The 23,647-nt window shown below is 59.1% G+C and carries 22 protein-coding genes; 7 read left to right on the top strand and 15 right to left on the bottom strand.

The window, feature by feature from the left end; genetic code table 11:
* Nucleotides 1-32: 32 nt before the first annotated feature.
* The 10 genes from FFS64_RS04515 to FFS64_RS04470 form a co-directional block, all read right to left on the bottom strand.
* A complete protein-coding gene (locus FFS64_RS04515; protein ID WP_137804397.1) occupies nucleotides 33-1,499 on the bottom strand; it encodes a DUF726 domain-containing protein in 1,467 nt (488 codons plus the stop codon).
* Between the two features lie 885 nt (nucleotides 1,500-2,384).
* Nucleotides 2,385-3,131 carry a S24 family peptidase gene (locus FFS64_RS04510; protein ID WP_137804396.1) on the bottom strand — a complete coding sequence of 249 codons (747 nt, stop codon included), beginning with the start codon at nucleotides 3,129-3,131 and terminating at the stop codon, nucleotides 2,385-2,387.
* Nucleotides 3,132-3,353: 222 nt separating this feature from the next.
* Nucleotides 3,354-3,881, bottom strand: a complete 528-nt coding sequence (gene ppa, locus FFS64_RS04505) for an inorganic diphosphatase (RefSeq protein ID WP_007933577.1) — start codon at nucleotides 3,879-3,881, stop codon at nucleotides 3,354-3,356.
* Nucleotides 3,882-3,994: 113 nt separating this feature from the next.
* Nucleotides 3,995-4,807 carry a zinc-dependent peptidase gene (locus FFS64_RS04500; protein ID WP_137804395.1) on the bottom strand — a complete coding sequence of 271 codons (813 nt, stop codon included), beginning with the start codon at nucleotides 4,805-4,807 and terminating at the stop codon, nucleotides 3,995-3,997.
* A 6-nt stretch (nucleotides 4,808-4,813) separates the two neighbouring features.
* Nucleotides 4,814-5,470: a DedA family protein gene (locus tag FFS64_RS04495; protein WP_095197219.1), complete on the bottom strand. Its 657-nt coding sequence runs from the start codon at nucleotides 5,468-5,470 to the stop codon at nucleotides 4,814-4,816.
* Nucleotides 5,471-5,767: 297 nt separating this feature from the next.
* The gene (locus FFS64_RS04490; protein WP_095197221.1) at nucleotides 5,768-6,229 is read right to left on the bottom strand and encodes an N-acetyltransferase; all 462 of its coding nucleotides are present in this window, start codon (nucleotides 6,227-6,229) and stop codon (nucleotides 5,768-5,770) included.
* 114 nt (nucleotides 6,230-6,343) lie between these two features.
* The gene (gene eutC, locus FFS64_RS04485) at nucleotides 6,344-7,168 is read right to left on the bottom strand and encodes an ethanolamine ammonia-lyase subunit EutC (RefSeq protein ID WP_137804394.1); all 825 of its coding nucleotides are present in this window, start codon (nucleotides 7,166-7,168) and stop codon (nucleotides 6,344-6,346) included.
* Between the two features lie 8 nt (nucleotides 7,169-7,176).
* Nucleotides 7,177-8,571 carry an ethanolamine ammonia-lyase subunit EutB gene (locus FFS64_RS04480; RefSeq protein ID WP_095197223.1) on the bottom strand — a complete coding sequence of 465 codons (1,395 nt, stop codon included), beginning with the start codon at nucleotides 8,569-8,571 and terminating at the stop codon, nucleotides 7,177-7,179.
* A 107-nt stretch (nucleotides 8,572-8,678) separates the two neighbouring features.
* Nucleotides 8,679-10,049, bottom strand: coding sequence for an ethanolamine permease (eat, locus tag FFS64_RS04475; RefSeq protein WP_137804393.1), 1,371 nt, complete (start codon nucleotides 10,047-10,049; stop codon nucleotides 8,679-8,681).
* 253 nt (nucleotides 10,050-10,302) lie between these two features.
* Nucleotides 10,303-11,823, bottom strand: coding sequence for an aldehyde dehydrogenase family protein (locus tag FFS64_RS04470; RefSeq protein ID WP_137804392.1), 1,521 nt, complete (start codon nucleotides 11,821-11,823; stop codon nucleotides 10,303-10,305).
* A gap of 299 nt (nucleotides 11,824-12,122) precedes the next feature.
* Here FFS64_RS04470 and FFS64_RS04465 point away from each other — a divergent pair, with 299 nt between their 5' ends.
* The 4 genes from FFS64_RS04465 (at nucleotide 12,123) to FFS64_RS04450 (ending at nucleotide 16,477) form a co-directional block, all read left to right on the top strand.
* Nucleotides 12,123-14,033, top strand: a complete 1,911-nt coding sequence (locus FFS64_RS04465) for a sigma-54-dependent Fis family transcriptional regulator (protein ID WP_137804391.1) — start codon at nucleotides 12,123-12,125, stop codon at nucleotides 14,031-14,033.
* Between the two features lie 188 nt (nucleotides 14,034-14,221).
* Nucleotides 14,222-15,571 (top strand): UDP-N-acetylmuramate:L-alanyl-gamma-D-glutamyl-meso-diaminopimelate ligase, encoded by a 1,350-nt coding sequence (gene mpl, locus FFS64_RS04460; protein WP_137804390.1) that lies wholly within the window; start codon nucleotides 14,222-14,224, stop codon nucleotides 15,569-15,571.
* A complete protein-coding gene (gene ubiX, locus FFS64_RS04455) occupies nucleotides 15,568-16,200 on the top strand; it encodes a flavin prenyltransferase UbiX (RefSeq protein WP_095197228.1) in 633 nt (210 codons plus the stop codon). The genes mpl and ubiX overlap by 4 nt, the downstream gene beginning before the upstream one ends.
* Nucleotides 16,193-16,477 carry a YceK/YidQ family lipoprotein gene (locus FFS64_RS04450; RefSeq protein ID WP_137804389.1) on the top strand — a complete coding sequence of 95 codons (285 nt, stop codon included), beginning with the start codon at nucleotides 16,193-16,195 and terminating at the stop codon, nucleotides 16,475-16,477. Before ubiX ends, FFS64_RS04450 begins: the two co-directional genes overlap by 8 nt.
* A gap of 47 nt (nucleotides 16,478-16,524) precedes the next feature.
* On the opposite strand, the gene FFS64_RS04445 is transcribed toward FFS64_RS04450, so the two are convergent.
* The 3 genes from FFS64_RS04445 to FFS64_RS04435 all read right to left on the bottom strand — a co-directional run bounded on the left by FFS64_RS04445 (nucleotide 16,525) and on the right by FFS64_RS04435 (nucleotide 19,482).
* Complete coding sequence (locus tag FFS64_RS04445; protein ID WP_137804388.1) at nucleotides 16,525-17,166, bottom strand: oxidoreductase; 642 nt, start codon at nucleotides 17,164-17,166, stop codon at nucleotides 16,525-16,527.
* A 26-nt stretch (nucleotides 17,167-17,192) separates the two neighbouring features.
* The gene (locus tag FFS64_RS04440; RefSeq protein WP_137804387.1) at nucleotides 17,193-18,911 is read right to left on the bottom strand and encodes a C13 family peptidase; all 1,719 of its coding nucleotides are present in this window, start codon (nucleotides 18,909-18,911) and stop codon (nucleotides 17,193-17,195) included.
* A 115-nt stretch (nucleotides 18,912-19,026) separates the two neighbouring features.
* The gene (locus FFS64_RS04435; protein WP_095197232.1) at nucleotides 19,027-19,482 is read right to left on the bottom strand and encodes a MaoC family dehydratase; all 456 of its coding nucleotides are present in this window, start codon (nucleotides 19,480-19,482) and stop codon (nucleotides 19,027-19,029) included.
* Nucleotides 19,483-19,675: 193 nt separating this feature from the next.
* Here FFS64_RS04435 and FFS64_RS04430 point away from each other — a divergent pair, with 193 nt between their 5' ends.
* Genes FFS64_RS04430 through FFS64_RS04420 form a run of 3 tightly spaced genes read left to right on the top strand, consistent with a single transcriptional unit; the run spans nucleotide 19,676 to nucleotide 21,356 of the window.
* Nucleotides 19,676-20,041, top strand: a complete 366-nt coding sequence (locus FFS64_RS04430) for a CidA/LrgA family protein (protein ID WP_137804386.1) — start codon at nucleotides 19,676-19,678, stop codon at nucleotides 20,039-20,041.
* Complete coding sequence (locus tag FFS64_RS04425) at nucleotides 20,038-20,754, top strand: LrgB family protein (RefSeq protein WP_137804385.1); 717 nt, start codon at nucleotides 20,038-20,040, stop codon at nucleotides 20,752-20,754. The genes FFS64_RS04430 and FFS64_RS04425 overlap by 4 nt, the downstream gene beginning before the upstream one ends.
* A gap of 11 nt (nucleotides 20,755-20,765) precedes the next feature.
* Nucleotides 20,766-21,356, top strand: a complete 591-nt coding sequence (locus tag FFS64_RS04420) for an LON peptidase substrate-binding domain-containing protein (RefSeq protein ID WP_137804384.1) — start codon at nucleotides 20,766-20,768, stop codon at nucleotides 21,354-21,356.
* 35 nt (nucleotides 21,357-21,391) lie between these two features.
* Here the strand turns inward: FFS64_RS04420 and FFS64_RS04415 are convergent, their stop codons facing one another.
* The gene (locus tag FFS64_RS04415; protein WP_137804383.1) at nucleotides 21,392-22,708 is read right to left on the bottom strand and encodes a bifunctional DedA family/phosphatase PAP2 family protein; all 1,317 of its coding nucleotides are present in this window, start codon (nucleotides 22,706-22,708) and stop codon (nucleotides 21,392-21,394) included.
* A gap of 156 nt (nucleotides 22,709-22,864) precedes the next feature.
* A complete protein-coding gene (locus FFS64_RS04410; RefSeq protein ID WP_137804382.1) occupies nucleotides 22,865-23,563 on the bottom strand; it encodes a DNA-3-methyladenine glycosylase in 699 nt (232 codons plus the stop codon).
* Nucleotides 23,564-23,647 lie beyond the last annotated feature (84 nt).

Genomic DNA, 23,647 nt, shown 5'->3' with positions numbered 1-23,647 from the left:
AGCGTTGCTGGCCAAGCCTACCTGCGTGTGCTTTAGAGCAGCCCTTCGTTATTTAGCTTCAGACGCGCATAGAAGAGAATAGCGACAGCTGGAATCAATGCTGAGTAGCCGGGTTTGACCGCGCTTTTTAAGTTGGTGACCGCTGCCTTGATACGCCCGGTTGATATCAGTGCGCCAAACGAGGGCAGTATCGATGCGGACGCCAACGCCAGTTCTTTGTTTGTATTGGGCGGCACTGAGCCTTTCTCCCGATACACCGGAGCAGGCGCTTCGGATGTGGAGAAGTAGGACGTCACTGTCAGGTTGGCTGCCAAGGCATCCACCTGTTCGAAATAGCCTGTCTCGGGCATGGCGCCAACTTGCCGCACGATCTCCATATTCGAAGCAAACACGTGTTTCTCGCCAAAGGATGACTTGAAGAACTGGCTGACCAGCAGCGCCTCAAGTTCGATCACTTGCGCACATTGGTGCGACTCATTCACCAGCTCATAATGCTCGGCGAGCATAAGCAGGATCTGCACATACTTGAGCCCTCGACCTCGAGCCAGATTGACCAGGCAATGCCCGCCCAGCAGTTGGAGTTCCTTGGTCAGCGGGTACAACGAATTGTCCGTTTCAAGGCTTGACCAGCTGCTGGAGCGCAGGTGCTTGGTGACTTGGCTGCGGACGCGATCGCTGGTCAGTTCGAGCAGGTCATAAAGCAAATGGTCGCTTACCACGGGGTCGGGATTCTTAACGATTGGCTGCGCCTGAGTTGACGCTGGCAAACCGCTTTGATAGCCATGGAAACAGGATGCCCGCAACACTTTCTCCAGGCGCGGCCAATAGTCCGTATGGTCAAATCCCAGCATCTCGATGTTCTTGCAATGATCAACCCGGTTGCGACCTGCACTGGTTTCGCCAACGTTCAATAGCAGGATTTTGTCGGAACTGGAAAATGCATTGAACAGTTTGCCATTGATGCGTTTGCCGATTGCGCAAGCCTCATCCCCCGAGAGTTCAACGGCGGCAGCCATCAACAGCACGTCACCGACTTCCAAGCCGTCATGAGCCGGGTTACTTAGCAATTCGCGCAGTGCGCTGACTACCACACGCCCACCGAGCGAATGCCCGACCAGGTTGACGCTTTCCACATAGGGGTGATGCTTGAGGATGTAGGCTTCGAGTTGCCTGAGCAGCGTCTTGCCCATATCGGTTGCGCGTTTGCGACTGGTGTTGAAATGAAGAGCGCGGTCGGCGGCTGCGGCACCAGCGCCGGCAAGTAGGTGGAATCGGCCGGCCGCCAGAATGGCTTTGCTGGACAATTCGTCGAACTGGCTCCAATGACCCGATGGCCAAAAGGCAAAGATGTTGATGCAGTTGTGCAAAGACGAAGGAATGTATTTGCTTAGCGTACAACGATCTTCCATATCGTGGCCGGCGGAGTAGCCGTGGATGAATACATTTGCCACGGTTCCCGAGCGCTGGGGAAGAGTCAGGAATTTGAACTGAGTGCTCACTCAACGTCCTTGTATGGGCTGTAAGGTATCAAAGGATGATGGCATTGTGCTCATTGCGTGTAAACGGATTTGCTAAACAGGCGGGAAGGGCGAGATGTCCATCCGTAAGTGGCCGACTGAAACATTTTTGTGGAGATGAACGAGCAAGCTTTTAGAGGGAAAAGACAATCTAAGACCAACCGTTCTAATGAGTGCTGGGAGATTTACTGACCAATCGTCGAGGAAATGGGGATTTGTCACGGGTCAAGGCACTTTGCCTTTATCGTGCTCTATGTGCTGGATATTGTGACAACCATCAAATTTCAGGTAGACCGCTGTTTTCCAAGGATGGCATCTCGCGCTCCGAACTATCGGCAGTGTCCCTCAAAGCCTCTCTTGTAAGCGCGGCCAGCTCAAGCTGAGCATTGGTTCATCGTGCCCAGGACAATCCAATAGGCAGTAGCCCCAAAAAAATTAGCGGTGATCGACGTGAACTCAGGCCGAGGAAAAACTTTACATCGTGTCCGGGATTAGTTGACCACTACAGGGTCTACTTTATTTCGGACATTAAAAAGCCGGCTTGTGGCCGGCTTCTCGGGGACTGGCTTGGTTCATTTTTGGTAAACCGCGCCAGCCTTCAAAACGTACACCCGGATCTTGCGTCCGGCTGTGGGACTTGGCGAGAAAGTCATCTGCCTTGTCGGTGCGATCTGAGCCTCAAGAAAGGGTCGATGCGCAAATGTGGGGCGCAGCATACTGATTTTTTTGGGGAATTCCCAGCTTGGTATGCGGATTAGAGCGTTGGGATTGCTCAGGTCTGACAATAGGATTGGCATTGTCCGGTGAATGTTCCATCGCATTCGCGGGCAAGCCTCGCTCCTACAACGCGTGGCTTGCTGCTCAGCATCACAGAAACGGCACCGGTGGTCTGCGTTTGTTTAGTGTCGACCACCAAAACACCCAGCCCAGTACCCTGATGTTCTGCTCTTCGATTTGCGCGGGCCTGAAGATTTCATCGGGATGCTCTGCGCGGTTATGGCTGCGCATTCGCAGCGAGTTTCCCGGCATTCGGTGCAGGTATCTGATTCGCAGCATGCCGTCGTGTTCGATGGCATAGATCTCGCCATCCACAATCTGCGTCAGGCCGCGGTCGATGGCCAGGGTCGAGCCGTCTTCTATGCGTTCGGCCATGCTGTTGCCAATCATGTGGATGCAGATCGCATCGACGTGGTTGATTTCCAGGGAGTCGAGGTGGCTGCGGGGTAGTCGGATGCTTTGGTCGGGGTCTTCGACGACGTGGGTTTTGCTGGAGCCAGGGGCTGTGGGGGTTTCCTTGTAGAGGGGGAGTTCGACGTCGGTGGGCTCGATAACCGTGTAGACGCCGCGAATGGCCTGTGCGTCGAAGGTATTGCCGGAGTCGTCGTGCAGGCGCAGGTGCGTGGCGTCTTTCGGGCCATCGCCTGTTTTCAGCCATTCACTGTTGACGGACAGCTTTCTGGCGACTTCTTCCATGCAGTGGGCGGGCACACCGCGGGTGTACCAGTTATGGACATTTTGCGGGGCCGTGTTCAGGAATTCGGCAAACCCGGTTGTCGTGATGTTGGCTAATCCAAGGAGTGCTTTGAAGCGAGGGCCGCTAGTGTTCTTTTTCATAAACACGAGTCTACTGGCGCGGCATAAGGCTTTGAATAAACGAGCTGTTCAAATTTCGAGGGAAATTTACGACCGGATGTAAGACGTTCTTGAGGAAAATTAAACAAAAAAACACCAAGGGAAGTCGTTTTAAACGAACCGTTTAAGTGGTGCTTTTCAAGCGCCCACAAAAAACCCCGGATCACCGGGGTTTTTCTTGAGGCGTGAAGCTGGAAGCCGCTCTTAACCTTTGTAGGCAGCAACCGACTTGGTGATCGCAGCGCGGGCGGCGTCTGCGCCGTCCCAGCCTTCGATCTTCACCCATTTGCCTTTTTCGAGATCTTTGTAGTTCGCGAAGAAGTGCTCGATCTGCTGAATCAGCAGGGCTGGCAGATCGGTGTATTCCTTCACGTCCACGTACAGCTGGGACAGCTTGTCGTGTGGAACAGCGATGACTTTGGCATCGCCGCCGCCGTCGTCGGTCATGTTCAGGATGCCGACCGGACGAGCGCGGATCACGGAACCTGGAGCAACCGGGTAAGGGGTCACGACCAGCACGTCCAGAGGATCACCGTCGTCAGCCAGGGTGTTCGGGATGTAACCGTAGTTGGCCGGGTAGAACATTGGGGTGGCCATGAAACGGTCAACGAACAGGCAATCGCTGTCTTTGTCGATTTCGTATTTGATCGGCGCGTGGTTGGCCGGGATCTCGATCGCGACATAGATGTCGTTCGGCAGGTCTTTGCCAGCCGGAATCTTGCTGTAGCTCATTGGGCGTTGCCCCCGTTAGTTGACCAAAAACACTTGGCCGGATTGACCAAAAAGTGGCGGCGATTATAGGCATATTCCTGGGTCGACGCCACGTACCAGAGATCGTGTAGACCTTAGTCGTGTGCCTGATAGACAGGGTTCGTGGTCTGAAGTTGCCTCAGTCGGCCCAGTGGATCTTGCCGGTAGAAAAGCTTCAGCTGCGCATACACCTGTGGATAAGCCTCGTGCAGCAAATCCGGGGCGCTGAAAAAATATTCGCTGGTGACGGCAAAGAACTCGGCGGGATTTTCGGCGGCATACGGATCGATGGCGGTTTCGGCGCCCGGATTGCGCTCCAGTTGCCGGTCTAGGTCGTCGTAGGCCTCTTGCATGACCTTGGCCCACTCGCTGACCCGCATGTCGGCGTGCAGCGGCGGTAAGCCGTTGGCGTTGCCGTTGAGCATGTCGAGTTTGTGTGCCAGCTCGTGGATCACCAGGTTGTAGCCTTCCCAGCCGCCGCTGGCCATGACGCCGGGCCACGCGAGGATGACCGGCCCTTGCTGCCAGGCTTCGCCGCTGTGTTCGCCGTCCCATTCGTGCTCGACACCGCTGGCATCACGATGACGCTGAGGACTGAGAAAGTCGTCGGGGTAGAGAATGATCTCGTGAAAACCCTGATACCAGTTCAGGTCGCCCAGGTGCAGCAGCGGGAGTTGGGCCTGGGCGGCAAGCAGCAGGCGTTGCTCCTGATGCAGTTCGACACCGGGCAGCGCGGTCAGATGTTTGTCTTGCAGGAATATCACGCAGGCCTCGCGCAGCCACTGGTCTTCGGCGGCGCTGATGCCGTCAAGAAAACTCAGGTGATGGCGCACCCGTTGCCACATGTCGTCGGCAATCGGGTGCCGGGCCAGGATGCGCCGGCGACGCCAGGCGCTCAGGGACCACATCGTGAATCAGCGCGGATGGGCTTTTGACGCAGCATTGCCGAAGCGGCTGCGGATCACGCCGATGATCATCGGCACCAGCGATAGCAGGATGATTCCGACCACCAGCAACGACAGGTTGGATTTGATAAACGGTACGTTACCGAAGAAGAAGCCGAGGGTAACCAGGCCACCGACCCAAAGAATCGTGCCCAGCACGCTGAAGGCGAAAAAACGTGGGTAAGGCATTTTGGCGACGCCCGCGACGAAGGGGGCAAAGGTGCGGATGATCGGCAGGAAACGCGCCAGGGTCACGGTTTTACCACCGTGCTTGTCATAGAAATCGTGGGTTTGTTGCAAGTAGTCGCGACGGAAGATCTTCGAGTTCGGATTACTGAACAATCGCTCGCCGGCCGTGCGTCCAATGATGTAGTTGGTGCTGTCGCCGAGAATCGCCGCGAGCATCAGTAAACCGCCGAGCAGTACAGGGTCCATGCCGCCGCCGGCCGCTACGGCGCCAGCGATGAACAACAGCGAGTCACCCGGCAGGAAGGGCATGACCACCAGGCCGGTTTCACAAAAAATCACCATAAACAGAATGGCGTAGATCCATGGCCCGTAGTTGGTGACCAGCAAATCGAGGTAAACATCGAGATGCAGGACTAGATCGAGCGGGTTGAAATCCATGGAGGGCACCTGTGATGACGGCCCGACTCGGCAGGCCTGTGCGGATGACTGCGCGCAAGGCTACAGACGGGAGTAATTTTTCTTACAGACTGGAAAGGTCGGCATTATACGATTTGGGAGGTGAAAAGCGCGTCGAGATTGTAGCCGGGGATTTCGGGGGGCGACTGTAGGAGCAGCCGGTCGAGGCTCGATTGCTCGCGAAAATAACCAATGGCGCGACTGGGTATCTGGTTTGACGCGTTATCGTCCACAATCATCGCGAACAGGCTTGCTCCTACAGCGTTATTAATTGTCGTCCTACAGCTCGTCGCTGATAGGCAGTATGTAGTTCTTGAACTCGGTGTCTTCCTTGAATCCGATGGATTCGTAGGTTTTCTGCGCGACTTCGTTGTTGCTGCTGGTGGATACACGCATGCGCACGGCATTGGTGTCCTTGGCCATTTTCTTCGCGGTGCGGATCAAGTGATCGGCCACCAACTGGCGACGGGCGTCTTCCGCGACATAGATGTCGTTGAGGATCCACACGCGTTTCAGCGACAGCGAAGAAAAGCTTGGATACAGCTGACAAAACCCCATCAGCTTGTTGTCGTCCTCATCGGACAGCGCCAGGTAGATCACCGATTCCTTGCGACGCAGGCGTTTCTCGAGAAACGCCCGGGACGAGTCCGGATACGGCAGGGAACCATAAAACTCGCGATATTTGACGAACAACGGGGTCAGCAAATCCAGGTGTTCGAGGGTCGCTTGAATAATCCGCATGGTAGGTCTCGTCTTCAAGTGGCTGTCTTGCTTGCTTTGACGGCGACGGGAAACCCTGGCGGCCGTGCGTCGATCCTGCCTGAAATCGGAACGATAGTGCAATGCGGAAGCGATTCAGGTTTGCGGCGGGCTTAGCAGGAAATTTCCTTTCATATCCGCTCCAGCGTCCGACTCCAGCGTCTGAATCTGCGCTTCGTCCTTCAGATTGACTCCCGATAGCTGCCGCCGACAGGCTTCGCGCATCAGATAAAGCAAACGGTGTGCCGCCATACCGTAACTCAAGCCTTCAAGGCGCACGTTGGAGATGCAGTTGCGGTAGGCATCCGTCAGGCCGACCTTTGGATTGTAGGTGAAATATAACCCCAGGCTGTCTGGCGAGCTGAGGCCAGGGCGTTCACCGATCAGGATCACCGTCATTTTGGCGCCCAGCAGCTCGCCGATTTCGTCGGCCACCGCGACACGACCCTGTTCCACCAGGACCACTGGCGCCACCGACCAGTTTTCATTGCGGATCTGTTCTTCCAGTCGCGCCAGCAATGGCAGCGTATGGCGGTGGACAGCCAATGCTGACAAACCATCGGCGACCACGATGACCAGATCGACGCCCCCTGGATGGGCCGAGGCATAATCGCGTAACGCCTGTGCTGACTCGGTGCTCAACTTTCGCCCCAGATCGGGGCGTTGCAAGTAACTGTTCCGGTCTATCGCCGCGCTATGCAATAAAACACTGTCATGCCCGCGTTCAGCCAATTGCGAGCGCAAAGTCCCATGATCGAATGGCAAATGCACCGCATCCCGCGCCTGGGCATGAGCGTATTGAAAGTCCAGCTGTGCACGGGTGGGCATGCTGGTGCCGGTACGGCCCAAGGCAATCCGCGCCGGGGTCAGGCGCCTCAGTTCCAGCCATGGGTTGTGCGGATCGAAGGGTAGTTTTTCCATATCAACACTCATCCCAATTGCGCCAGGGCCTGGCGAAAGGCCGGTGGCAGGCTGTTGCCGAAGAGAACCTTGCCGTCCGCCTGGGTAAAGATGCCCATTTTTGCCAGCCACTGTTCGAATTCCGGTGCCGGTTTGAGCCCCAGCGTCTGCCGGGCATAGAGCGCATCGTGGAACGAAGTGGTCTGGTAGTTGAGCATGATGTCGTCGGAGCCGGGAATGCCCATGATGAAGTTGATCCCGGCCACGCTCAGCAGGGTCAGCAAGGTGTCCATGTCGTCCTGGTCGGCCTCGGCATGGTTGGTGTAACAGATGTCGCAGCCCATCGGCACGCCCAGCAGCTTGCCGCAAAAGTGGTCTTCGAGGCCGGCGCGAATGATCTGTTTGCCGTTGTAGAGGTATTCCGGTCCGATGAAGCCTACGACGGTGTTCACCAGGAATGGGTTGAAATGTCGCGCGACGGCGTAGGCCCGGGTTTCGCAGGTCTGTTGGTCGACGCCATGGTGGGCATTGGCTGACAGGGCGCTGCCCTGGCCGGTTTCGAAATACATCAGGTTTTGTCCGAGCGTGCCGCGATTGAGGCTCAATCCGGCGTCGTAACCTTCCTTGAGTACGTTCAGATTGATACCGAAACTGGCGTTGGCCGCCTCGGTGCCGGCGATCGACTGGAACACCAGGTCCAGTGGTACGCCGCGATTGACCGCTTCAATCGAGGTGGTGACATGGGTCAGCACGCAAGCCTGGGTCGGAATCTCGTAGCGCTGGATGATCGCGTCGAGCATTTCCAGCATGGCGCAGATCGACGCGATGCTGTCGGTGGCCGGATTGATACCGATCATGGCATCGCCGTTACCGTGCAGCAGGCCGTCGAGAATGCTCGCGGCGATACCGGCCGGTTCGTCGGTGGGGTGGTTGGGTTGCAGGCGGGTGGACAGGCGGCCGCGCAGACCGAGGGTGCCACGGAACTGCGTGACCACACGAACTTTCTGCGCCACCAGGACCAGATCCTGCACGCGCATGATTTTCGAGACGGCGGCCACCATTTCCGGGGTCAGACCGGGGGCGAGCGCGCGCAGGACCTGCTCGTCGGCGGCATCGCTCAACAGCCAATCGCGAAACCCGCCGACCGTGAGGTGGCTGACGACCGCGAAGGCCTGTTTGTCGTGGGTGTCGATGATCAGGCGAGTGACTTCATCGGCTTCGTAGGGAATCAGTGCTTCCTGCAGGAAGTAGCTCAGGGGAATGTCGGCCAACGCCATTTGCGCGGCAACGCGCTCGCCATCGTTAAGGGCGGCGACACCGGCCAGAAAATCCCCGGAACGCGCCGGGCTGGCCTTGGCCATCACTTCCTTGAGGCTGTCGAAGCGATAGGTCTGGGCGCCGACGGAATGGGCAAATACGGCCATGAGGGCTCCTGATTCTGATAAGACACAAATACACCGGCAACTCTTGTGGGAACAGTGTGCACTTCAATAAAGCAGGCGCCAGGCTTTCGGCCCGGCGCCGGTGCAACTCATGCACCTTCGAGCATAGCGTCCGCTGGCGCCTCGGAGCGTTGCCGGGCGGTCAATTGGAAATACAGGTAACCGGCGACCATGAAACCGAGGAAGATCAGGCCGATCAAGGTGTTGAACCAGGCCATCGCCACCAGGCACACCAGGGCCAGAAACAGCGCGATCCCCGGCACGATTGGATAGCCCGGGGCGCGGAAGGTGCGTTCCAGGTTCGGCTCGGTCTTACGCAGCTTGAACAGGCTCAGCATGCTGATGATGTACATCACGATGGCGCCGAACACCGACATGGTGATCATCGCTGCGGTCAGGCTCATGCCTTGCAGGTTGATCAGGCCATCGCTGTAGATCGCCGCGATGCCGATCACGCCACCCGCCAGAATGGCACGGTGCGGGGTCTGGAAACGCGAGAGTTTTGCCAGGCCGCGCGGCAGGTAACCTGCGCGAGCCAGGGCGAAGAACTGCCGTGAATAGCCCAGGATGATCCCGTGGAAACTGGCCACCAGGCCGAACAGACCGATCCAGACCAGCATGTGCATCCAGGTCGAATTGTTACCCACCACCGCTTTCATGGCCTGGGGCAGTGGGTCGTTGATGTTGGAGAGTTGACGCCAGTCGCCCACGCCGCCGGCCATCACCATCACACCAATGGCCAGAAACACCAGGGTCAGAATGCCGCTGACATAGGCCTTGGGAATCGTACGTTTCGGGTCCTTGGCTTCTTCAGCCGCCATGGCCGCGCCTTCAATGGCGAGAAAGAACCAGATCGCGAAGGGAATGGCGGCGAAAATGCCGGGAATAGAGCCCATTGTGAATTCGTTGGAACCTGACCAACCGTTGAGTACGAAATTACTGAAGCTGAAGCCCGGCGCCACCACACCCATGAACACCAGCAGTTCGGCGACCGCCAGCACGGTGACCACCAGTTCGAAGGTGGCGGCGATGCTGACCCCGAGAATATTGAGGGTCATGAACACGAAATAGGCGCCTACCGCGGCGATTTTCGGGTCCAGTTCCGGGTATTGCACGTTGAGGTAGGCGCCGATGGCCATGGCGATTGCCGGTGGCGCAAAGACAAATTCGATCAGCGTGGCAATGCCGGCGATCAATCCACCTTTCTCGCCAAAGGCCCGCCGGCTGTAGGCAAAGGGCCCGCCAGCGTGGGGAATGGCAGTGGTCAATTCGGTGAAACTGAAAATGAAACAGGTGTACATCGTCGCCACCATCAAGGCGGTGACGAGGAAACCCAGGGTCCCTGCGGTGCCCCAGCCGTAACTCCAGCCAAAGTATTCGCCGGAAATCACCAGGCCGACGGCAATGCCCCATAAATGCAGGGTGCCGAGGGTGGGTTTGAGCTGTGTGGTAGTTGTCATAAGTCCTCGCTGCCTTTTTTATTGTTCGATCTTTTGGACTTTCGGGAACTGCATTTGCGTTTGATGCGGGTACGCAAAGCCCGTGCCAGAGCGGCCAGGCGATGTTGGGTGTGTCATTGAGGACGCCTTCGCGAGCAAGCCCGCTCCCACAGGGGAGTGCATTTCAAATGTGGGAGCGGCGGTATGACGATTCGACTTGCTCGCGAAAGCGGTGGAAAGGGCGACGCAGAAATATCCGCATCGCCCCCGGTTTTTAGAAGAAGCCCAGCGGATTGATGTCGTAGCTCACCAGCAGGTTTTTGGTCTGCTGATAGTGATCGAGCATCATTTTGTGGGTTTCACGGCCGACACCGGACTTTTTGTAACCGCCGAACGCGGCATGCGCCGGGTACAGGTGGTAGCAGTTGGTCCACACACGACCGGCCTTGATGGCGCGGCCCATGCGGTAGGCGCGGTTGATGTCGCGGGTCCAGAGGCCGGCACCCAGGCCGAACTCGGTGTCGTTGGCGATGGCCAGGGCTTCGGCTTCGTCCTTGAACGTGGTGATGCTCACCACCGGGCCAAAGATTTCTTCCTGGAACACGCGCATTTTGTTGGTGCCCTTGAGCAGGGTCGGCTGGATGTAATACCCGCTTGCCAGATTGCCTTCGAGTTTTTCCACCTTGCCGCCGGTCAGCAGCTCGGCGCCTTCGCCCTTGGCGATTTCCAGGTACGAAAGGATTTTGTCGAATTGCTGCTCGGATGCCTGGGCGCCGACCATGGTGTCAGTGTCCAGCGGGTCGCCGCGCTTGATCGACAGGACTTTTTTCATCACCTCTTTCATGAAGTCGTCGTAGATCGATTCCTGCACCAGTGCGCGGGAAGGGCAGGTGCAGACTTCGCCCTGGTTGAAGAATGCCAGTACCAGGCCTTCCGCCGCTTTCTCGATGAAAGACGGTTCGGCTTGCATGATGTCTTCAAAGAAAATGTTCGGCGATTTGCCACCCAGCTCCACGGTGGACGGAATGATGTTTTCGGCCGCGCATTTCATGATGTGCGAGCCGACCGGGGTCGAGCCGGTAAAGGCGATTTTGGCGATGCGCTTGCTGGTGGCCAGGGCTTCGCCGGCTTCTTTACCGAAGCCTTGCACGATGTTCAGCACGCCAGGCGGCAGCAGATCGCCAATCAGCTCGACCAGGACGGTAATGCCCAGCGGGGTTTGCTCGGCAGGCTTGAGCACCACGCAGTTACCGGCAGCCAGGGCCGGGGCAAGTTTCCAGGCGGCCATCAGGATCGGGAAGTTCCACGGGATGATCTGCCCGACCACGCCCAGAGGTTCATGGATGTGATAGGCCACGGTGTTGCCGTCGATTTCGGCAGCGCTGCCTTCCTGGGCGCGGATGCAGCCGGCGAAGTAGCGGAAGTGGTCGGCGGCCAGCGGAATGTCGGCGTTGAGGGTTTCCCGCACGGCTTTGCCGTTGTCCCAGGATTCGGTGATTGCCAGCAGTTCGAGGTTTTGTTCGATGCGGTCGGCGATTTTCAGCAGCACCAGCGAGCGAGCCTGGGCGGACGTGGCGCCCCAGGCATCGGCCGCCGCGTGGGCAGCGTCCAGGGCCTTGTCGATGTCTTCGGCCGTGGAACGGGGGAATTCGGCAATCGGTTGGCCATTCACTGGCGAGGTATTGGTGAAGTACTGACCTTTGACAGGCGCGACGAACTCGCCGCCGATGTAGTTACCGTATTTGGCCTTGAACGAAACGATAGCGCCTTCAGTACCGGGGTGAGCGTAACGCATGATGGTTCTCTCCTTGCTTTTGTGCTTATAGGGAGGCGCGCATGTGCGCTTGTATAAGCGTAGAGCAAAGGTCGGGCCACTGCCCTGCAGCTCAATTAAATCAAGGCCTTGAGCGGTTTTTGTCGGACAGGTGGGCCGCGACTGTGACGCTTTCGGTACAGGCCCCGTGACACTTTGTACCGTTCATGGCACAGCTTGTGACTGCCCGGTCTTGCCAGCATTGCATTGCAGGCTAGGCTGGAGGATGCTCGGCATCACCTCATGCACGGGTCGCCGAGCCCCGGGGAGAACAATAAGAAATGCACGACAATCATTTGAGTCGCCATGCCCAACAAGTGTTGACCGTGACGCAGGGCAAAACCCACCTGCACGGTCCGGGCAGCGATCCGTCCATCGCCCGCTCGTGGCTGCGCTGTCTTGAGGACTATCACCTGGATCCGGCCCTGACCATCGCACCGACGGTACTGGAGCATGGACGCGTACTCGAAAGCCGCGAACGCCTGCAGCAAGTGCTGCACATTGCCGGCAATGAAATGACCAGTCTGCATCAACAGCTCTCCGGTTCCGGGCACGCGGTGCTGCTGACCGACGCGCGTGGCGTGATCCTCAACTGCGTGACGGCCCCTGCCGAGCGGAAGATTTTCGAGCGCGCCGGGCTTTGGCTTGGCGCTGACTGGAGCGAGGCCTGCGAAGGCACAAACGGCATCGGCACCTGCCTGGTGGAGCGTCAGGCGCTGACGATCCATCAGGACGAACATTTTCGCGGCCGCCATACCGGCCTGACCTGCTCGGCGAGCCCGGTGTTCGACCCTCATGGTGAACTGCTGGCGGTGCTCGATGTGTCTTCGGCGCGCCACGACGTATCGCGCCAGAGCCAGTTCCACACCATGGCCCTGGTCAATCTTTCGGCGAAGATGATCGAGAGCTGCTATTTCCTGCGTTATTTCGACAACCAATGGCTGCTGCGTTTTCATCTGCAGGCCGAGTCCGTCGGGCTGTTCAGTGAAGGCTTGTTGGCGTTCGATGGGGAAGGGCGGATCTGCGCGGTCAATCAGAGCGCACTGAACCTTTTGGGGCATGTGCGCGGTGGTTTGCTGGGCAAGCCGGTGGAAGCGTTTTTCGACTGTGCACTCGATGATCTGCTCGGCCGCGCGAGCGTCAATGCCACTGCCAGTTGGCCGCTGCGTACCCGCGACGGGCGCAGCCTGTTTGCCGTGTTGCGCGGCCAACCGCGCCGTGTGCCGGTGCCGCTGGTCCCCAGCCCGGTCATTGAAGAGCGTGCACAGCTGTCGGGCATCTGTCTGGGCGATGTTGCATTGCAAGAAGATTTCCGCAAGGCCCTGCGTGTGTACGAGCGCGATGTGCCGCTGCTGATCAACGGTGAAACCGGGTCGGGCAAAGAGGCCTTTGCCAAAGCCGTCCATCAGGCCAGCCAACGGGCTGCGAAAGCCTTCGTCGCCCTCAACTGCGCGGCCATTCCCGAAAGCCTGATCGAGAGCGAACTGTTCGGCTATCGCGGTGGCAGTTTCACCGGTGCGCGCAAGGAAGGCATGCGCGGCAAGTTGCAGCAGGCCGATGGCGGAACCTTGTTCCTCGACGAAATCGGGGACATGCCCCTGGCCTTGCAGACGCGGCTATTGAGGGTGCTCGAAGATCGTCAGGTGGTGCCGATCGGTGGCGAGCCCGAGGCGATCAACGTGCGGATCATCAGCGCCACGCACCGTAACTTGCTGGAGCGGGTGCAGGACGGCAGTTTTCGCGAGGACCTGTATTACCGACTCAACGGCCTGGAAGTGGCGCTGCCGGCATTGCGCGATCGCAGTGACAAGTCGCAGTTGCTCGACTTTTTACTGGCCGAAGAGGCGGGCGGGGAAGCGGTGCTGATTGATCGGCCGGCGAGGGAAGCGTTGCTCGGGTTTGCCTGGCCGGGCAACGTTCGGCAGTTGCGCAACGTACTGCGCACATTGGCGGCGCTGTGTGACGGTGGGCGGATCGGTTTGGAGGATTTGCCGGCAATGATCCGACAGGCACGACCGGTGGTCGCGCAGTCAGCTGAAGAGTCCGACCATCCGCTGGAGGATGCCGAGCGGCTGGCGTTGTTGAATGCGCTGGAGCAGACGCGTTGGCATATGACGCATACGGCGGAACAGCTGGGTGTCAGTCGTAACACGCTCTATAGAAAGCTGCGCAAGCACGGGATAGCTCGCTAAACCGAGTCGCGGCCATTCGCGAGCAAGCCCGCTCCCACATTTGGTCTTCAGCGAAGACAATATTTGTGAGCACTGCCAATCCACTGTGGGAGCGGGCTTGCTCGCGAATGGCGTCCCCAAGTCAGAAACACAAGGTGCGATTTTCCCCTCCCTACGCTAACCTGCGGCCATGTTTTACGAGGTCGACTATGCACATTCATATTCTTGGTATCTGCGGCACTTTCATGGGTTCGATGGCGGTTCTGGCCAAAGAGCTGGGCCATCACGTGACGGGCTCCGATGCCAACGTCTACCCGCCCATGAGCACTCAGCTTGAGGCTCAGGGCATCGAGTTGACCCAAGGCTACGACCCGGCCCAACTCGATCCGGCCCCCGACCTGGTGGTGATCGGCAACGCCATGTCGCGCGGCAACCCGGCGGTGGAGTATGTGCTGAACAAAGGCCTGCCTTATGTCTCCGGCCCGCAATGGCTGGCCGACCATGTACTGCAAGGTCGCTGGGTGCTGGCGGTTGCCGGTACACATGGCAAGACCACCACCAGCAGCATGCTTGCCTGGGTGCTGGAGTACGCAGGCATGAGCCCGGGCTTCCTGATTGGTGGCGTGCCCCAGAACTTCTCGGTGTCAGCACGTCTGGGCGGTACACCGTTTTTCGTGATCGAAGCTGATGAATACGACAGCGCCTTTTTCGACAAGCGCTCCAAGTTCGTCCACTACCGCCCGCGCACGGCGATCCTGAACAACCTGGAATTCGACCACGCCGATATCTTTCCGGACCTGCCCGCCATCGAGCGCCAATTCCACCACTTGGTGCGGACCATCCCGAGCGAAGGCCTGGTGATTCATCCGACCACCGAACCGGCGTTGCAGCGTGTCATCGAAATGGGTTGCTGGACCCCGGTGCAAACCACCGGTGCTGGCGGTCAGTGGCAGGTCAAGTTGCTCAGTGAAGATGGTTCTGCCTTCGAGGTGATGTTCGAAGGTGTTTCCCAGGGCGTGGTCGAGTGGGACATGACCGGCCAGCACAACGTTGCCAACGCACTGGCCACCCTGGCAGCCGCGCGGCATGTCGGTGTGGTGCCGTCCATGGGCATCGCGGCATTGAGTGCTTTCAAAAGCGTGAAGCGGCGGATGGAGAAAGTCGGGGAGGTGCGTGGCATCACCATTTATGACGACTTCGCGCATCACCCGACTGCCATCGCCACCACGCTTGATGGCCTGCGCAAGCGTATCGGCGATGCGCCGTTGATCGCGATCATCGAACCGCGCTCCAACTCCATGAAGCTCGGCGCGCACCGCGACGGCTTGCCGGAAAGTGTGGTCGATGCCGATCAGGTGATCTGGTACGCACCGGCCAATCTCGGTTGGGACCTGGCAGCCACCGCCGCGCTGTGCACGGTGCCGTCGATTGTCAGCGACTCGCTGGAAGGCATCATCGAACGCGTGAAAAGCCAGGCGCAACCGGGCACCCACGTGGTGATCATGAGCAACGGCGGCTTCGGCGGCCTGCACGGTAAACTCGCCGAGGCGCTCAAATGAGCAATGGTCCGGATCGCATCACGCTGGCGATGACCGGCGCTTCCGGCGCCCAGTACGGCTTGCGCCTGCTCGACTGCCTGGTGCGCGAAGACCGCGAAGTGCACTTCCTGATTTCCAAGGCCGCGCAACTGGTGATGGCCACTGAAACCGACGTCACGCTGCCGGCCAAACCGCAAATGATGCAGGCCTTCCTCACCGAATACACCGGCGCTGCCGCCGGGCAGATCCGCGTGTATGGCAAGGAAGACTGGATGTCACCGGTGGCATCGGGCTCCGGCGCGCCGGCGGCGATGGTGGTGGTACCGTGTTCCACCGGGACGCTGTCGGCCATCGCGACCGGTGCCTGCAACAACCTGATCGAACGTGCTGCCGACGTGACATTGAAGGAGCGCCGTCAGCTGATTCTGGTGCCGCGCGAGGCGCCGTATTCGAGCATTCACCTGGAGCACATGCTCAAGTTGTCGAACATGGGCGTGACGATTCTGCCGGCATCGCCGGGCTTCTATCATCAGCCGCAAACCATAGACGATCTGATCGATTTCGTGGTGGCGCGGATTCTCAATCTGCTGGGTATTCCCCAGGACATGCTGCCACGTTGGGGTGAGCACCATCTGAGCAGTGATGAATAAGCTGCTGATTATGTTGCTGGCGTTGCAATTGGCCGGCTGCGCCACGGCCCGTACGCTGGATGCCGCGAAACCGGGGGCACCGGTGGTGTATGCGGGGACGCGGCTGGATCTGTATGCGATGAAGGGTGGCTGTTGCGCGAAGGATCGTTTCGGTGCCGAAGCTCCGAGTTATCCCGGGGTTGATCTGCCGGCCAGTGCGTTGCTCGACACGTTGCTCTTGCCGTTGTCGTTGTTGACGGTGTTGGGTGTGAGCTTTCAGGCGACGGGCGGGTTGTAAGGGCGTTTGTGGCGAGGGAGCAAGCTCCCTCGCCACAAGTCCGCAGATTACTTGCCCAGCTTTCTCAGCTCATCCGACTCGACAATCCTGACCCCATCCTGCTCTTCCAGCGCCAGACGCCACATGGCACGGGCCAGTTGGCAGGCTTCGATACCGCGGTACTTGCCAGGGATCAATCGGGACAACGGTCCGACGAATTGCTCGGCCGCCCGTCGTTCAAGTCGCTCGCCCAGCAGTAGCGAAGGACGGCAAATGGTCAGCTGTGGCCAGTTCTGTGCACGCAATGCGTACTCCATCTCGCCTTTAACCCGGTTGTAGAAAATCGGAGATCTGCGGTCGGCCCCCAATGCGCTGATCACGATCAAGTGCCGTGCGCCCATCTCCCTCGCACGTTTGGCGAATGCCACCACCATGTCCAGGTCCACCGCGCGAAATGCCTGCTCCGAGCCAGCTTGTTTGATGGTGGTGCCGAGGCAGCAATAGGCGATGTCGACGCGACCGTTCAATTGCGGCAAAAACACCGCCGGGTCGCCGACCGGGTTTTCAAGATGAGGGTGCTCGGCCAGGGGCCGGCGCGAGGGTGCCAGTACCCGTGAAATCGTTGGCTCATTGAGCAGACGATCGAGCAAATGTTCACCGGTCAAACCAGTGGCTCCGGCAAGCAATACGTGCTGAGGCGTCAAGTACATAGTGTTTCTCCCTTGATACTGTCAGCTTAGTTGTTCTTTGTATCCTTGCTGTCAATTGAGACATTTTGCAGCGCTTTGCGTGCCTGCTGTTTACGCAACAATTGCCAGTGTGACAATACGGTTTTCGGCGCCCAGATCTGCGGCTCGGAGGCCTCGTAGTTATCGGCCAGTTCGCGCTCGGCGACGGTGGCCTTGGCCAGTTTGAAGGCTTGTTCCAGATCGTCTGTCTGGTTCAAGGCCTGGGCAAACAGGGCGTCGCCGAAGTAGGTGAAATTGGCTTCTTCCGAACAGCCGAACGATACGCGGTCGGCCCGCGAAGCGGTCATGATCAGGGTCCGTTCGTCCTTGAGGGCGGGAATGAAGCCGCCGGAGTAGCAGGCTGAAATCACGATGACCTTGTCGCGGTTTTTCAGGGGGGCGAGTACCGCGGCCAGTTCGTCGGCCGGCAAGTCGGCCAGCTCCATGCGTGGCTGGTCGAGTACCAGTTCGTGTTCGCTGGTGCCGTGGCTGGTCAGGTAGATGAATATCAGATCTTCCGGGCCGCTGCGTTCGGCCAGGGTCACGGATGCGCGGCGCAGGTTTTCCCGGGTGGCCATCGGCCGGTCGCCGAGGTGATCGCGATGGTTCACCAGGCGGATCTGGCCAAAGGCACCGAAACGGCTGGTGAGCATGTTGGCCACGTAGTCGGATTCTCGCAGGAACACACTCTGCTTGCCGTCGCCGCCCAGGGTCAGGGTGTACAGCTCGACCGCCGGGGTCGAGGCCGGTACGTTGCTTAATGCATCTTCGAGCAGCCGCCCCTGGGCCAGCAGTCCGAGTTCGAGGGTGTCCGGCAGCAACTTGCCATTGGCGTCACGCACTCGCTGGCCGTTGATCCAGGTGCCACTAAGCACCGAGCCATCCGTCAGCACCAAGGTGCCGCGACCGGAATAGGTGTCGCTGTCGAACTGGCCGATGTAGAAACTGCCGTCGGCCAGGTTCAAGCGGCCCTGGCCGCTGAAACGCCAGTCGTTGAAGTTACCGATGTAATGGCTGCCGTCGGCGCCGATCAACTCGCCCTTGCCGTTGAGTGAGCCTTCCTTGAATTGACCCAGCCAGACATCGCCATCCGCGTTTTCGTAGCGACCCTTGCCGTGCAGTTGATTGTTCTTGAAGCCGCCGACATAGATGTCGCCGTCAGCGCTGTTGAATGTCCCGTTGCCTTCCAGTTGGCCGTCGACGAAGTGTCCGGTGAACTGATTGCCATTGCCGTCGCCGCGTTGGCCTTCGCCGTTGGGTTTACCGTGGGCGAACTGACCCTGGTACGCGCTGCCGTCTTCGAGTTCCAGGCGACCGAGCCCTGAATACTGATCGGCCTTGAACTCGCCACGGTAAGTCATGCCATTTTCTTTGAGGGTGCCTTCGCCGTCGCGCCGGCCAAGCTTGAAGCCACCGTTGTAGCTGCTGCCATTCGTTCTCAGGCTACCTTGGCCATCGAACAGGCCCTTGTTGAATTGCCCGCGATAGACCTCGCCGTTGCTGCCGTGCCATTCGCCCTGGCCATGCCATTGCCCCTTGTCGAACTCGCCGGCATACCAGCTGCCGTTCGGGTAGTCGATGCGGCCCTGGCCTTGCAGCAATCCATCGACCAGGTCACCGCGATAGCGTCCGCCGTCCGGCAGGCGAGCGTCGGGAGGCAGCGGTGATTCGCCGTCGCCGCAAGCGGTGAGCATCAGGGTCAGGGCAAGGAGTGCAAGTAGGCGCATAGCGGGTTCCGGGCAATTAGGCGACCGAGTATGCCGCAGCTATGTGTCCATATACAGTCGGTAGAAAAAAGCAGCAGGTGCGAAACAGCATGAGCTGTTTCGCATCCGGGAAGGTTTACACGAAGCAGAGCGACAAGGATTCAGCGATATACGCCGGTTTGTCCGAACCTTCGATTTCCAGGGTGGCGATGGCCTTGAGAAGCCATTGGCCAGGTTTCTTCTCGGTGACTTCGGACAGATCGACCTTGAGCCGCACTTTCGAATCGACCTTGACCGGTTGAATGAAACGCACGCTGTCCAAGCCGTAATTGACCACCATCTTCACACCTTCTGGAAGGATGAGGATGTCTTCCATCAGTTTCGGGATCAACGAGAGCGACAGGAATCCGTGGGCAATGGTGCCGCCAAATGGCGTTTGCGCCGCTTTGACAGGATCGACGTGGATGAACTGATAGTCCCCTGTGGCTTCGGCGAACAGGTTGATGCGCTCCTGATCGATCGTGAGCCATTCGGAACGTCCAAGTTCCTTGCCGACATAATCATTGAGCTCTGCAACTGGAACATAGGGCATTGAGACTCTCCTTGGTGTTCATCGGTTTTATAGTTTTGAGGTGGGGGGATTTGACCTCCCGGATTACCACTTTAGATCAACATGGCAAATTGCTCCGGTCAACCGACCATGCTTTTGGCGAATGCCGATGTATACGGCAGGCGTGCTTATAATGCTCGGCCCGTCATTGCGGGTGGTTTGCGGGAGATGAGGGATGTTGTTACGAGGTTTGACCTGGCTGGTGCTGTTCCAATTGCTCGGCACGGCCATCAATCATTTGTTTTTACCGGTGTTGCCTGGGCCGATCATTGGCCTGCTGCTTCTACTGGTGTACTTGATCAGCCGGGGTCAGGTGGGTGAGCCGCTGAACCAGGCGGCCAGCAGCCTGCTGCGTTATCTGCCCTTGCTGCTGGTGCCGCCGGCGGTGGGGGTGATGGTGTACGCCAAAGACATCGCAGCGGATTTCTGGGCCATTGTCGGGGCGCTGGTGTTGTCGCTGGTGCTGTCCATGGCGTTCGCGGGTGTGCTGATGCAGCGCCTGATCAAGCGCCACAGCCACCCTCGTGAGGACAACCCATGATCCTTGACTGGCAGGGTGCCTGGACATCGGTGATCCATCATCCGTTGTTCGGCATCGGCATTACCCTTGGTGCCTACCAGCTGGTGCTGGCAGCTTTCGAGAAAACCCGCTGGATCTTTTTGCAGCCGGTGCTGGTCTCCATGTTGCTGGTGATCGGTGTGTTGGTAGGCTGCGGGCTGACGTATGCCGAGTACCGCAAGAGCACCGAGATCCTCAGTATCCTGCTCGGCCCGGCCACCGTCGCACTGGCCGTGCCGCTATACCTCAACCTGCGACGGATTCGGCAGTTGTTCTGGCCGATATTTACTACGCTGGTGGTAGGCGGTGTGGTTGCCACAGGCATGGGCGTATTGCTGGGCTGGTGGTTCGGGGCTGAACATATGATCCTGATGACCATGGCGCCGAAGTCGGTGACTTCGCCTATTGCGATGCTGGTGGCCGAGCAGATCGGTGGTGTTGCGGCGCTGGCGGCGGTGTTCGTATTGATCACTGGCGTGATTGGCGCGATCTTCGGCCCGAGCCTGTTGACCCGGCTCGGGGTCCGCAGCCCCGAGGCCCGAGGTATGGCGCTGGGCATGACGGCCCACGCGGTAGGCACGGCGGTGGCGATGCAGGAGAATGACGAGTGCGGCGCCTTTGCCGCGCTGGCGATGAGTTTGATGGGCGTGGCCACGGCGGTGTTGCTGCCGTTGGCGGTGTCGATGGTGGTGTGAAGGAAATGTCTATGAGTCTGCCGCTTTTTCCGCTGAACACGGTGCTGTTTCCAGGCTGCATCCTCGACCTGCAGATTTTCGAGGCGCGTTACCTGGACATGATCGGTCGCTGCATGAAACAGGGTGGCGGCTTCGGCGTGGTGTGCATCCTTGAAGGCGAAGAGGTCGGCATCGCCCCGGCGGGTTACGCATTGGTCGGGTGCGAAGCGCTGATCACCGATTTCAAGCAACAGGACAATGGCCTGCTGGGCATTCGGGTGCAGGGCGGTCGACGCTTCCACGTGCTGCGTACCGACGTGCAGCGCGATCAGTTGATCGTGGCCGAAGTCGAGTGGCTGGACGAAGAACCCGAGCAACCATTGCAGGATGAGGATGCCGATCTGGTGGCCCTGCTCAAGGCCCTGGCCGAACACCCGATGGTCGAAGCGTTGAACATGGGCACCGAAGCGACCGGGCAACAATCGCTGGCCAATCAGTTGGCGTATCTGTTGCCGTTCGCCGAACTGGACAAGATCGACCTGCTGCAACTCGACGATCCGCAGCAGCGGCTGGATGCGATTCAGGCGCTGCTGGATGAGTTGCAGGGTGAGTTGTTTGCTTGACAGTCAAAAGATCGCAGGCGGCGATCTTTTGATCTTCAATAGGCATACCGCAACATCGTATGTGGCAAATGCCGCAATACGAAGAATCCGAACAGTGCCACCAGCGAAGGCAGCACCAGCCACCAGATCCTGGGCGGCATGGCGTTGAGTGACGTCCGGCGCTGAATCAGCCACAGGCTTGCCGCGCAGACACAGGCTGCGAGCATCGCACCTGCCAGCACATCGGTCGGCCAATGCGCGCCGAGATACACCCGCGACAGGGCGATCGCCAGTGCCGGCAAGCAACCCACCAGCAGCCAGGTCAAGCGCATCCGTGGCGGTTGTCCGCGACCGGCGAGAACGGCGAGGGTCAGGAACAACGCGAAGGAGCCTGAAGCATGACCACTGGGCATGCTGTAGCTGGTCAGCGGGTCGCTCAACACTTCCGGGCGCATGCGGGCGAAAAAGTGTTTGGTCGCGGTGTTGCCCAGCGCGGTGAACAACAGCGTGCTGCAAGCGAAGATCGCGTGGCGCCATTGCCGGGTGATCAGCAGCAGCACGACCAGCAAGGCACTGAAGATCAGCATGTTGCGGAATTCACCGATCAGCGTGAAGACCACCGCCACTTCATCGAGCATTGGGCTGCGATGCTCCTGCACCAGGGTCATCAGTCCTTGATCGAGGGCAGTCAGGTGCGAGAAGCCGATAAACAGCCCCGCCAGAATCAGAAAGCTCATCCCGGTAATGAACATCGTCGCCTTGCGGTGCTTGCGCAGGCTACTGGTAGCGCTCAGTCCGACCATCAGCGCAATGCTGCCGGCGACGATCCCGGCCTGTGGCCAGAAGCCCTCAGGCAACGGCAGGCGAATGGCTGCGCCAGTGGCCCAGCCGGGCAGCAGGTACGCTACTGACCACCCTGCGCCGGCCAGCAGGCTGACGACAAAGAAGCGTGGGAAGGGCATGTCGAACATCCCGGCCACCATGGGCAGCATGGGGCGCAAAGGTCCGATAAAGCGCCCGACCAGCAAGCTGGCGATACCGTAACGCTGGAAGTACGCCTCGGCCCCGGTGATCCATTCCGGGTGATGGCGCAGGCCTGGCAGGCGCCGGATGTTCTGATGGAAATGACGCCCCAGAAAATAAGAAACCACATCGCCGAGTACGCCGGCGAGGAAACCCAGCAATAACGTTTCGCTCAGCGACAGGGCACCGCTACCGGCCAGTACCGCCACGGCGAACAGCAAAACCGTGCCGGGAACGATCAACCCGGCAATCGCCAGGCATTCGACGAAGGCCACGATGAACACCGCTGCCGCCAGCCATTGCGGGTTGACCGTCAACCAACCGGTCACGCTATCGAGCCATGGGCCCATAAATACAACTCCATTGAATGTTCAAATGCCTTTTTGTGGGAACGAGCCTGCTCGTGAATGCGCGCTATCAGTCAACAAAGATGGTGCGTGTGCTGCCTCTTCGCGAGCAGGCTCGCGCCCACAGGGGATTTCTTTTGCTTCAAATCCGGGTCAATGTCAGGACAGCACAAAATAGTCGCGACCTTCGACCTGCCCCCGTCGCAGCGGGTTCCGCGTGCACCAGGCTGCGTAGGATGCGTCGACGAAGCGGTACATCAGGTGTTCGTCGCGTCCATGGGGAATGCCCAATCGCGTGGCCTGGATGACATGGGCGGGCGTCTGGCCGACGTCTTCCACCAGCAACACCTCATGATCGAAGCGCTTGGCATCCCACACCGGTACCTTCAAACCTAGAGATTTGCACAGCAGAGTCTGCCCGGCACATAACTTTTGCGACGGGCGAGGGCGGCCCTGGGCGTCGGGGTTGTTCAACAGCATTTGCGCCAGGCTCGCCGGCCCGCTCAATTCGTCGACCCACGGATAGGCGGATTTGATCAGCACGGCGTTGCCCGGGCCTTGGGCGCTGAAATTCAGGGAGTCGCCGCCGCGGGCGTAATACATATAGATGTGGCCACCATCCAGAAACAATGCCTTACGCTTTTCTGTATAGCCCAGGGAGGCGTGGCTGCCTTTTTCGGCACAGTAATAGGCTTCGGTCTCGATGATTCGGGCGCTGAGCCAGAGGTCGCCGACCCGATGGCGGATGACTTTACCCAGTAGATCCCGGGCCAGAACTTGTGCGTCGCGGTCGAAAAACGCGTCCGGGAGGCCCTTTGGCAGGCTCGCGGCGGACGCTCGAACAGTCAGGTTGGACATGATGAACGGCGTTTATCAGGGCTGATTGAGTCGTGATGATAACAATTTGCAGCTTAATCCCGGCTGAACGTCGGCAAATTGCTC

Origin of the sequence: Pseudomonas sp. G(2018), from assembly GCF_005502415.1 — a bacterium.
Taxonomy (GTDB): Bacteria; Pseudomonadota; Gammaproteobacteria; order Pseudomonadales; family Pseudomonadaceae; genus Aquipseudomonas.
This window is presented reverse-complemented; position numbering and strand designations above follow the sequence as displayed.

Excerpts from the sequence above, each read along its gene's own strand:
- FFS64_RS04510 (WP_137804396.1), bottom strand. The coding sequence starts at position 3,131 with ATGAAAAAGAACACTAGCGGCCCTCGCTTCAAAGCACTCCTTGGATTA.
- ppa (WP_007933577.1), bottom strand. The coding sequence starts at position 3,881 with ATGAGCTACAGCAAGATTCCGGCTGGCAAAGACCTGCCGAACGACATC.
- FFS64_RS04500 (WP_137804395.1), bottom strand. The coding sequence starts at position 4,807 with ATGTGGTCCCTGAGCGCCTGGCGTCGCCGGCGCATCCTGGCCCGGCAC.
- FFS64_RS04495 (WP_095197219.1), bottom strand. The coding sequence starts at position 5,470 with ATGGATTTCAACCCGCTCGATCTAGTCCTGCATCTCGATGTTTACCTC.
- FFS64_RS04490 (WP_095197221.1), bottom strand. The coding sequence starts at position 6,229 with ATGCGGATTATTCAAGCGACCCTCGAACACCTGGATTTGCTGACCCCG.
- eutC (WP_137804394.1), bottom strand. The coding sequence starts at position 7,168 with ATGGAAAAACTACCCTTCGATCCGCACAACCCATGGCTGGAACTGAGG.
- FFS64_RS04480 (WP_095197223.1), bottom strand. The coding sequence starts at position 8,571 with ATGGCCGTATTTGCCCATTCCGTCGGCGCCCAGACCTATCGCTTCGAC.
- eat (WP_137804393.1), bottom strand. The coding sequence starts at position 10,049 with ATGACAACTACCACACAGCTCAAACCCACCCTCGGCACCCTGCATTTA.
- FFS64_RS04470 (WP_137804392.1), bottom strand. The coding sequence starts at position 11,823 with ATGCGTTACGCTCACCCCGGTACTGAAGGCGCTATCGTTTCGTTCAAG.
- FFS64_RS04465 (WP_137804391.1), top strand. The coding sequence starts at position 12,123 with ATGCACGACAATCATTTGAGTCGCCATGCCCAACAAGTGTTGACCGTG.
- mpl (WP_137804390.1), top strand. The coding sequence starts at position 14,222 with ATGCACATTCATATTCTTGGTATCTGCGGCACTTTCATGGGTTCGATG.
- ubiX (WP_095197228.1), top strand. The coding sequence starts at position 15,568 with ATGAGCAATGGTCCGGATCGCATCACGCTGGCGATGACCGGCGCTTCC.
- FFS64_RS04450 (WP_137804389.1), top strand. The coding sequence starts at position 16,193 with ATGAATAAGCTGCTGATTATGTTGCTGGCGTTGCAATTGGCCGGCTGC.
- FFS64_RS04445 (WP_137804388.1), bottom strand. The coding sequence starts at position 17,166 with ATGTACTTGACGCCTCAGCACGTATTGCTTGCCGGAGCCACTGGTTTG.
- FFS64_RS04440 (WP_137804387.1), bottom strand. The coding sequence starts at position 18,911 with ATGCGCCTACTTGCACTCCTTGCCCTGACCCTGATGCTCACCGCTTGC.
- FFS64_RS04435 (WP_095197232.1), bottom strand. The coding sequence starts at position 19,482 with ATGCCCTATGTTCCAGTTGCAGAGCTCAATGATTATGTCGGCAAGGAA.
- FFS64_RS04430 (WP_137804386.1), top strand. The coding sequence starts at position 19,676 with ATGTTGTTACGAGGTTTGACCTGGCTGGTGCTGTTCCAATTGCTCGGC.
- FFS64_RS04425 (WP_137804385.1), top strand. The coding sequence starts at position 20,038 with ATGATCCTTGACTGGCAGGGTGCCTGGACATCGGTGATCCATCATCCG.
- FFS64_RS04420 (WP_137804384.1), top strand. The coding sequence starts at position 20,766 with ATGAGTCTGCCGCTTTTTCCGCTGAACACGGTGCTGTTTCCAGGCTGC.
- FFS64_RS04415 (WP_137804383.1), bottom strand. The coding sequence starts at position 22,708 with ATGGGCCCATGGCTCGATAGCGTGACCGGTTGGTTGACGGTCAACCCG.
- FFS64_RS04410 (WP_137804382.1), bottom strand. The coding sequence starts at position 23,563 with ATGTCCAACCTGACTGTTCGAGCGTCCGCCGCGAGCCTGCCAAAGGGC.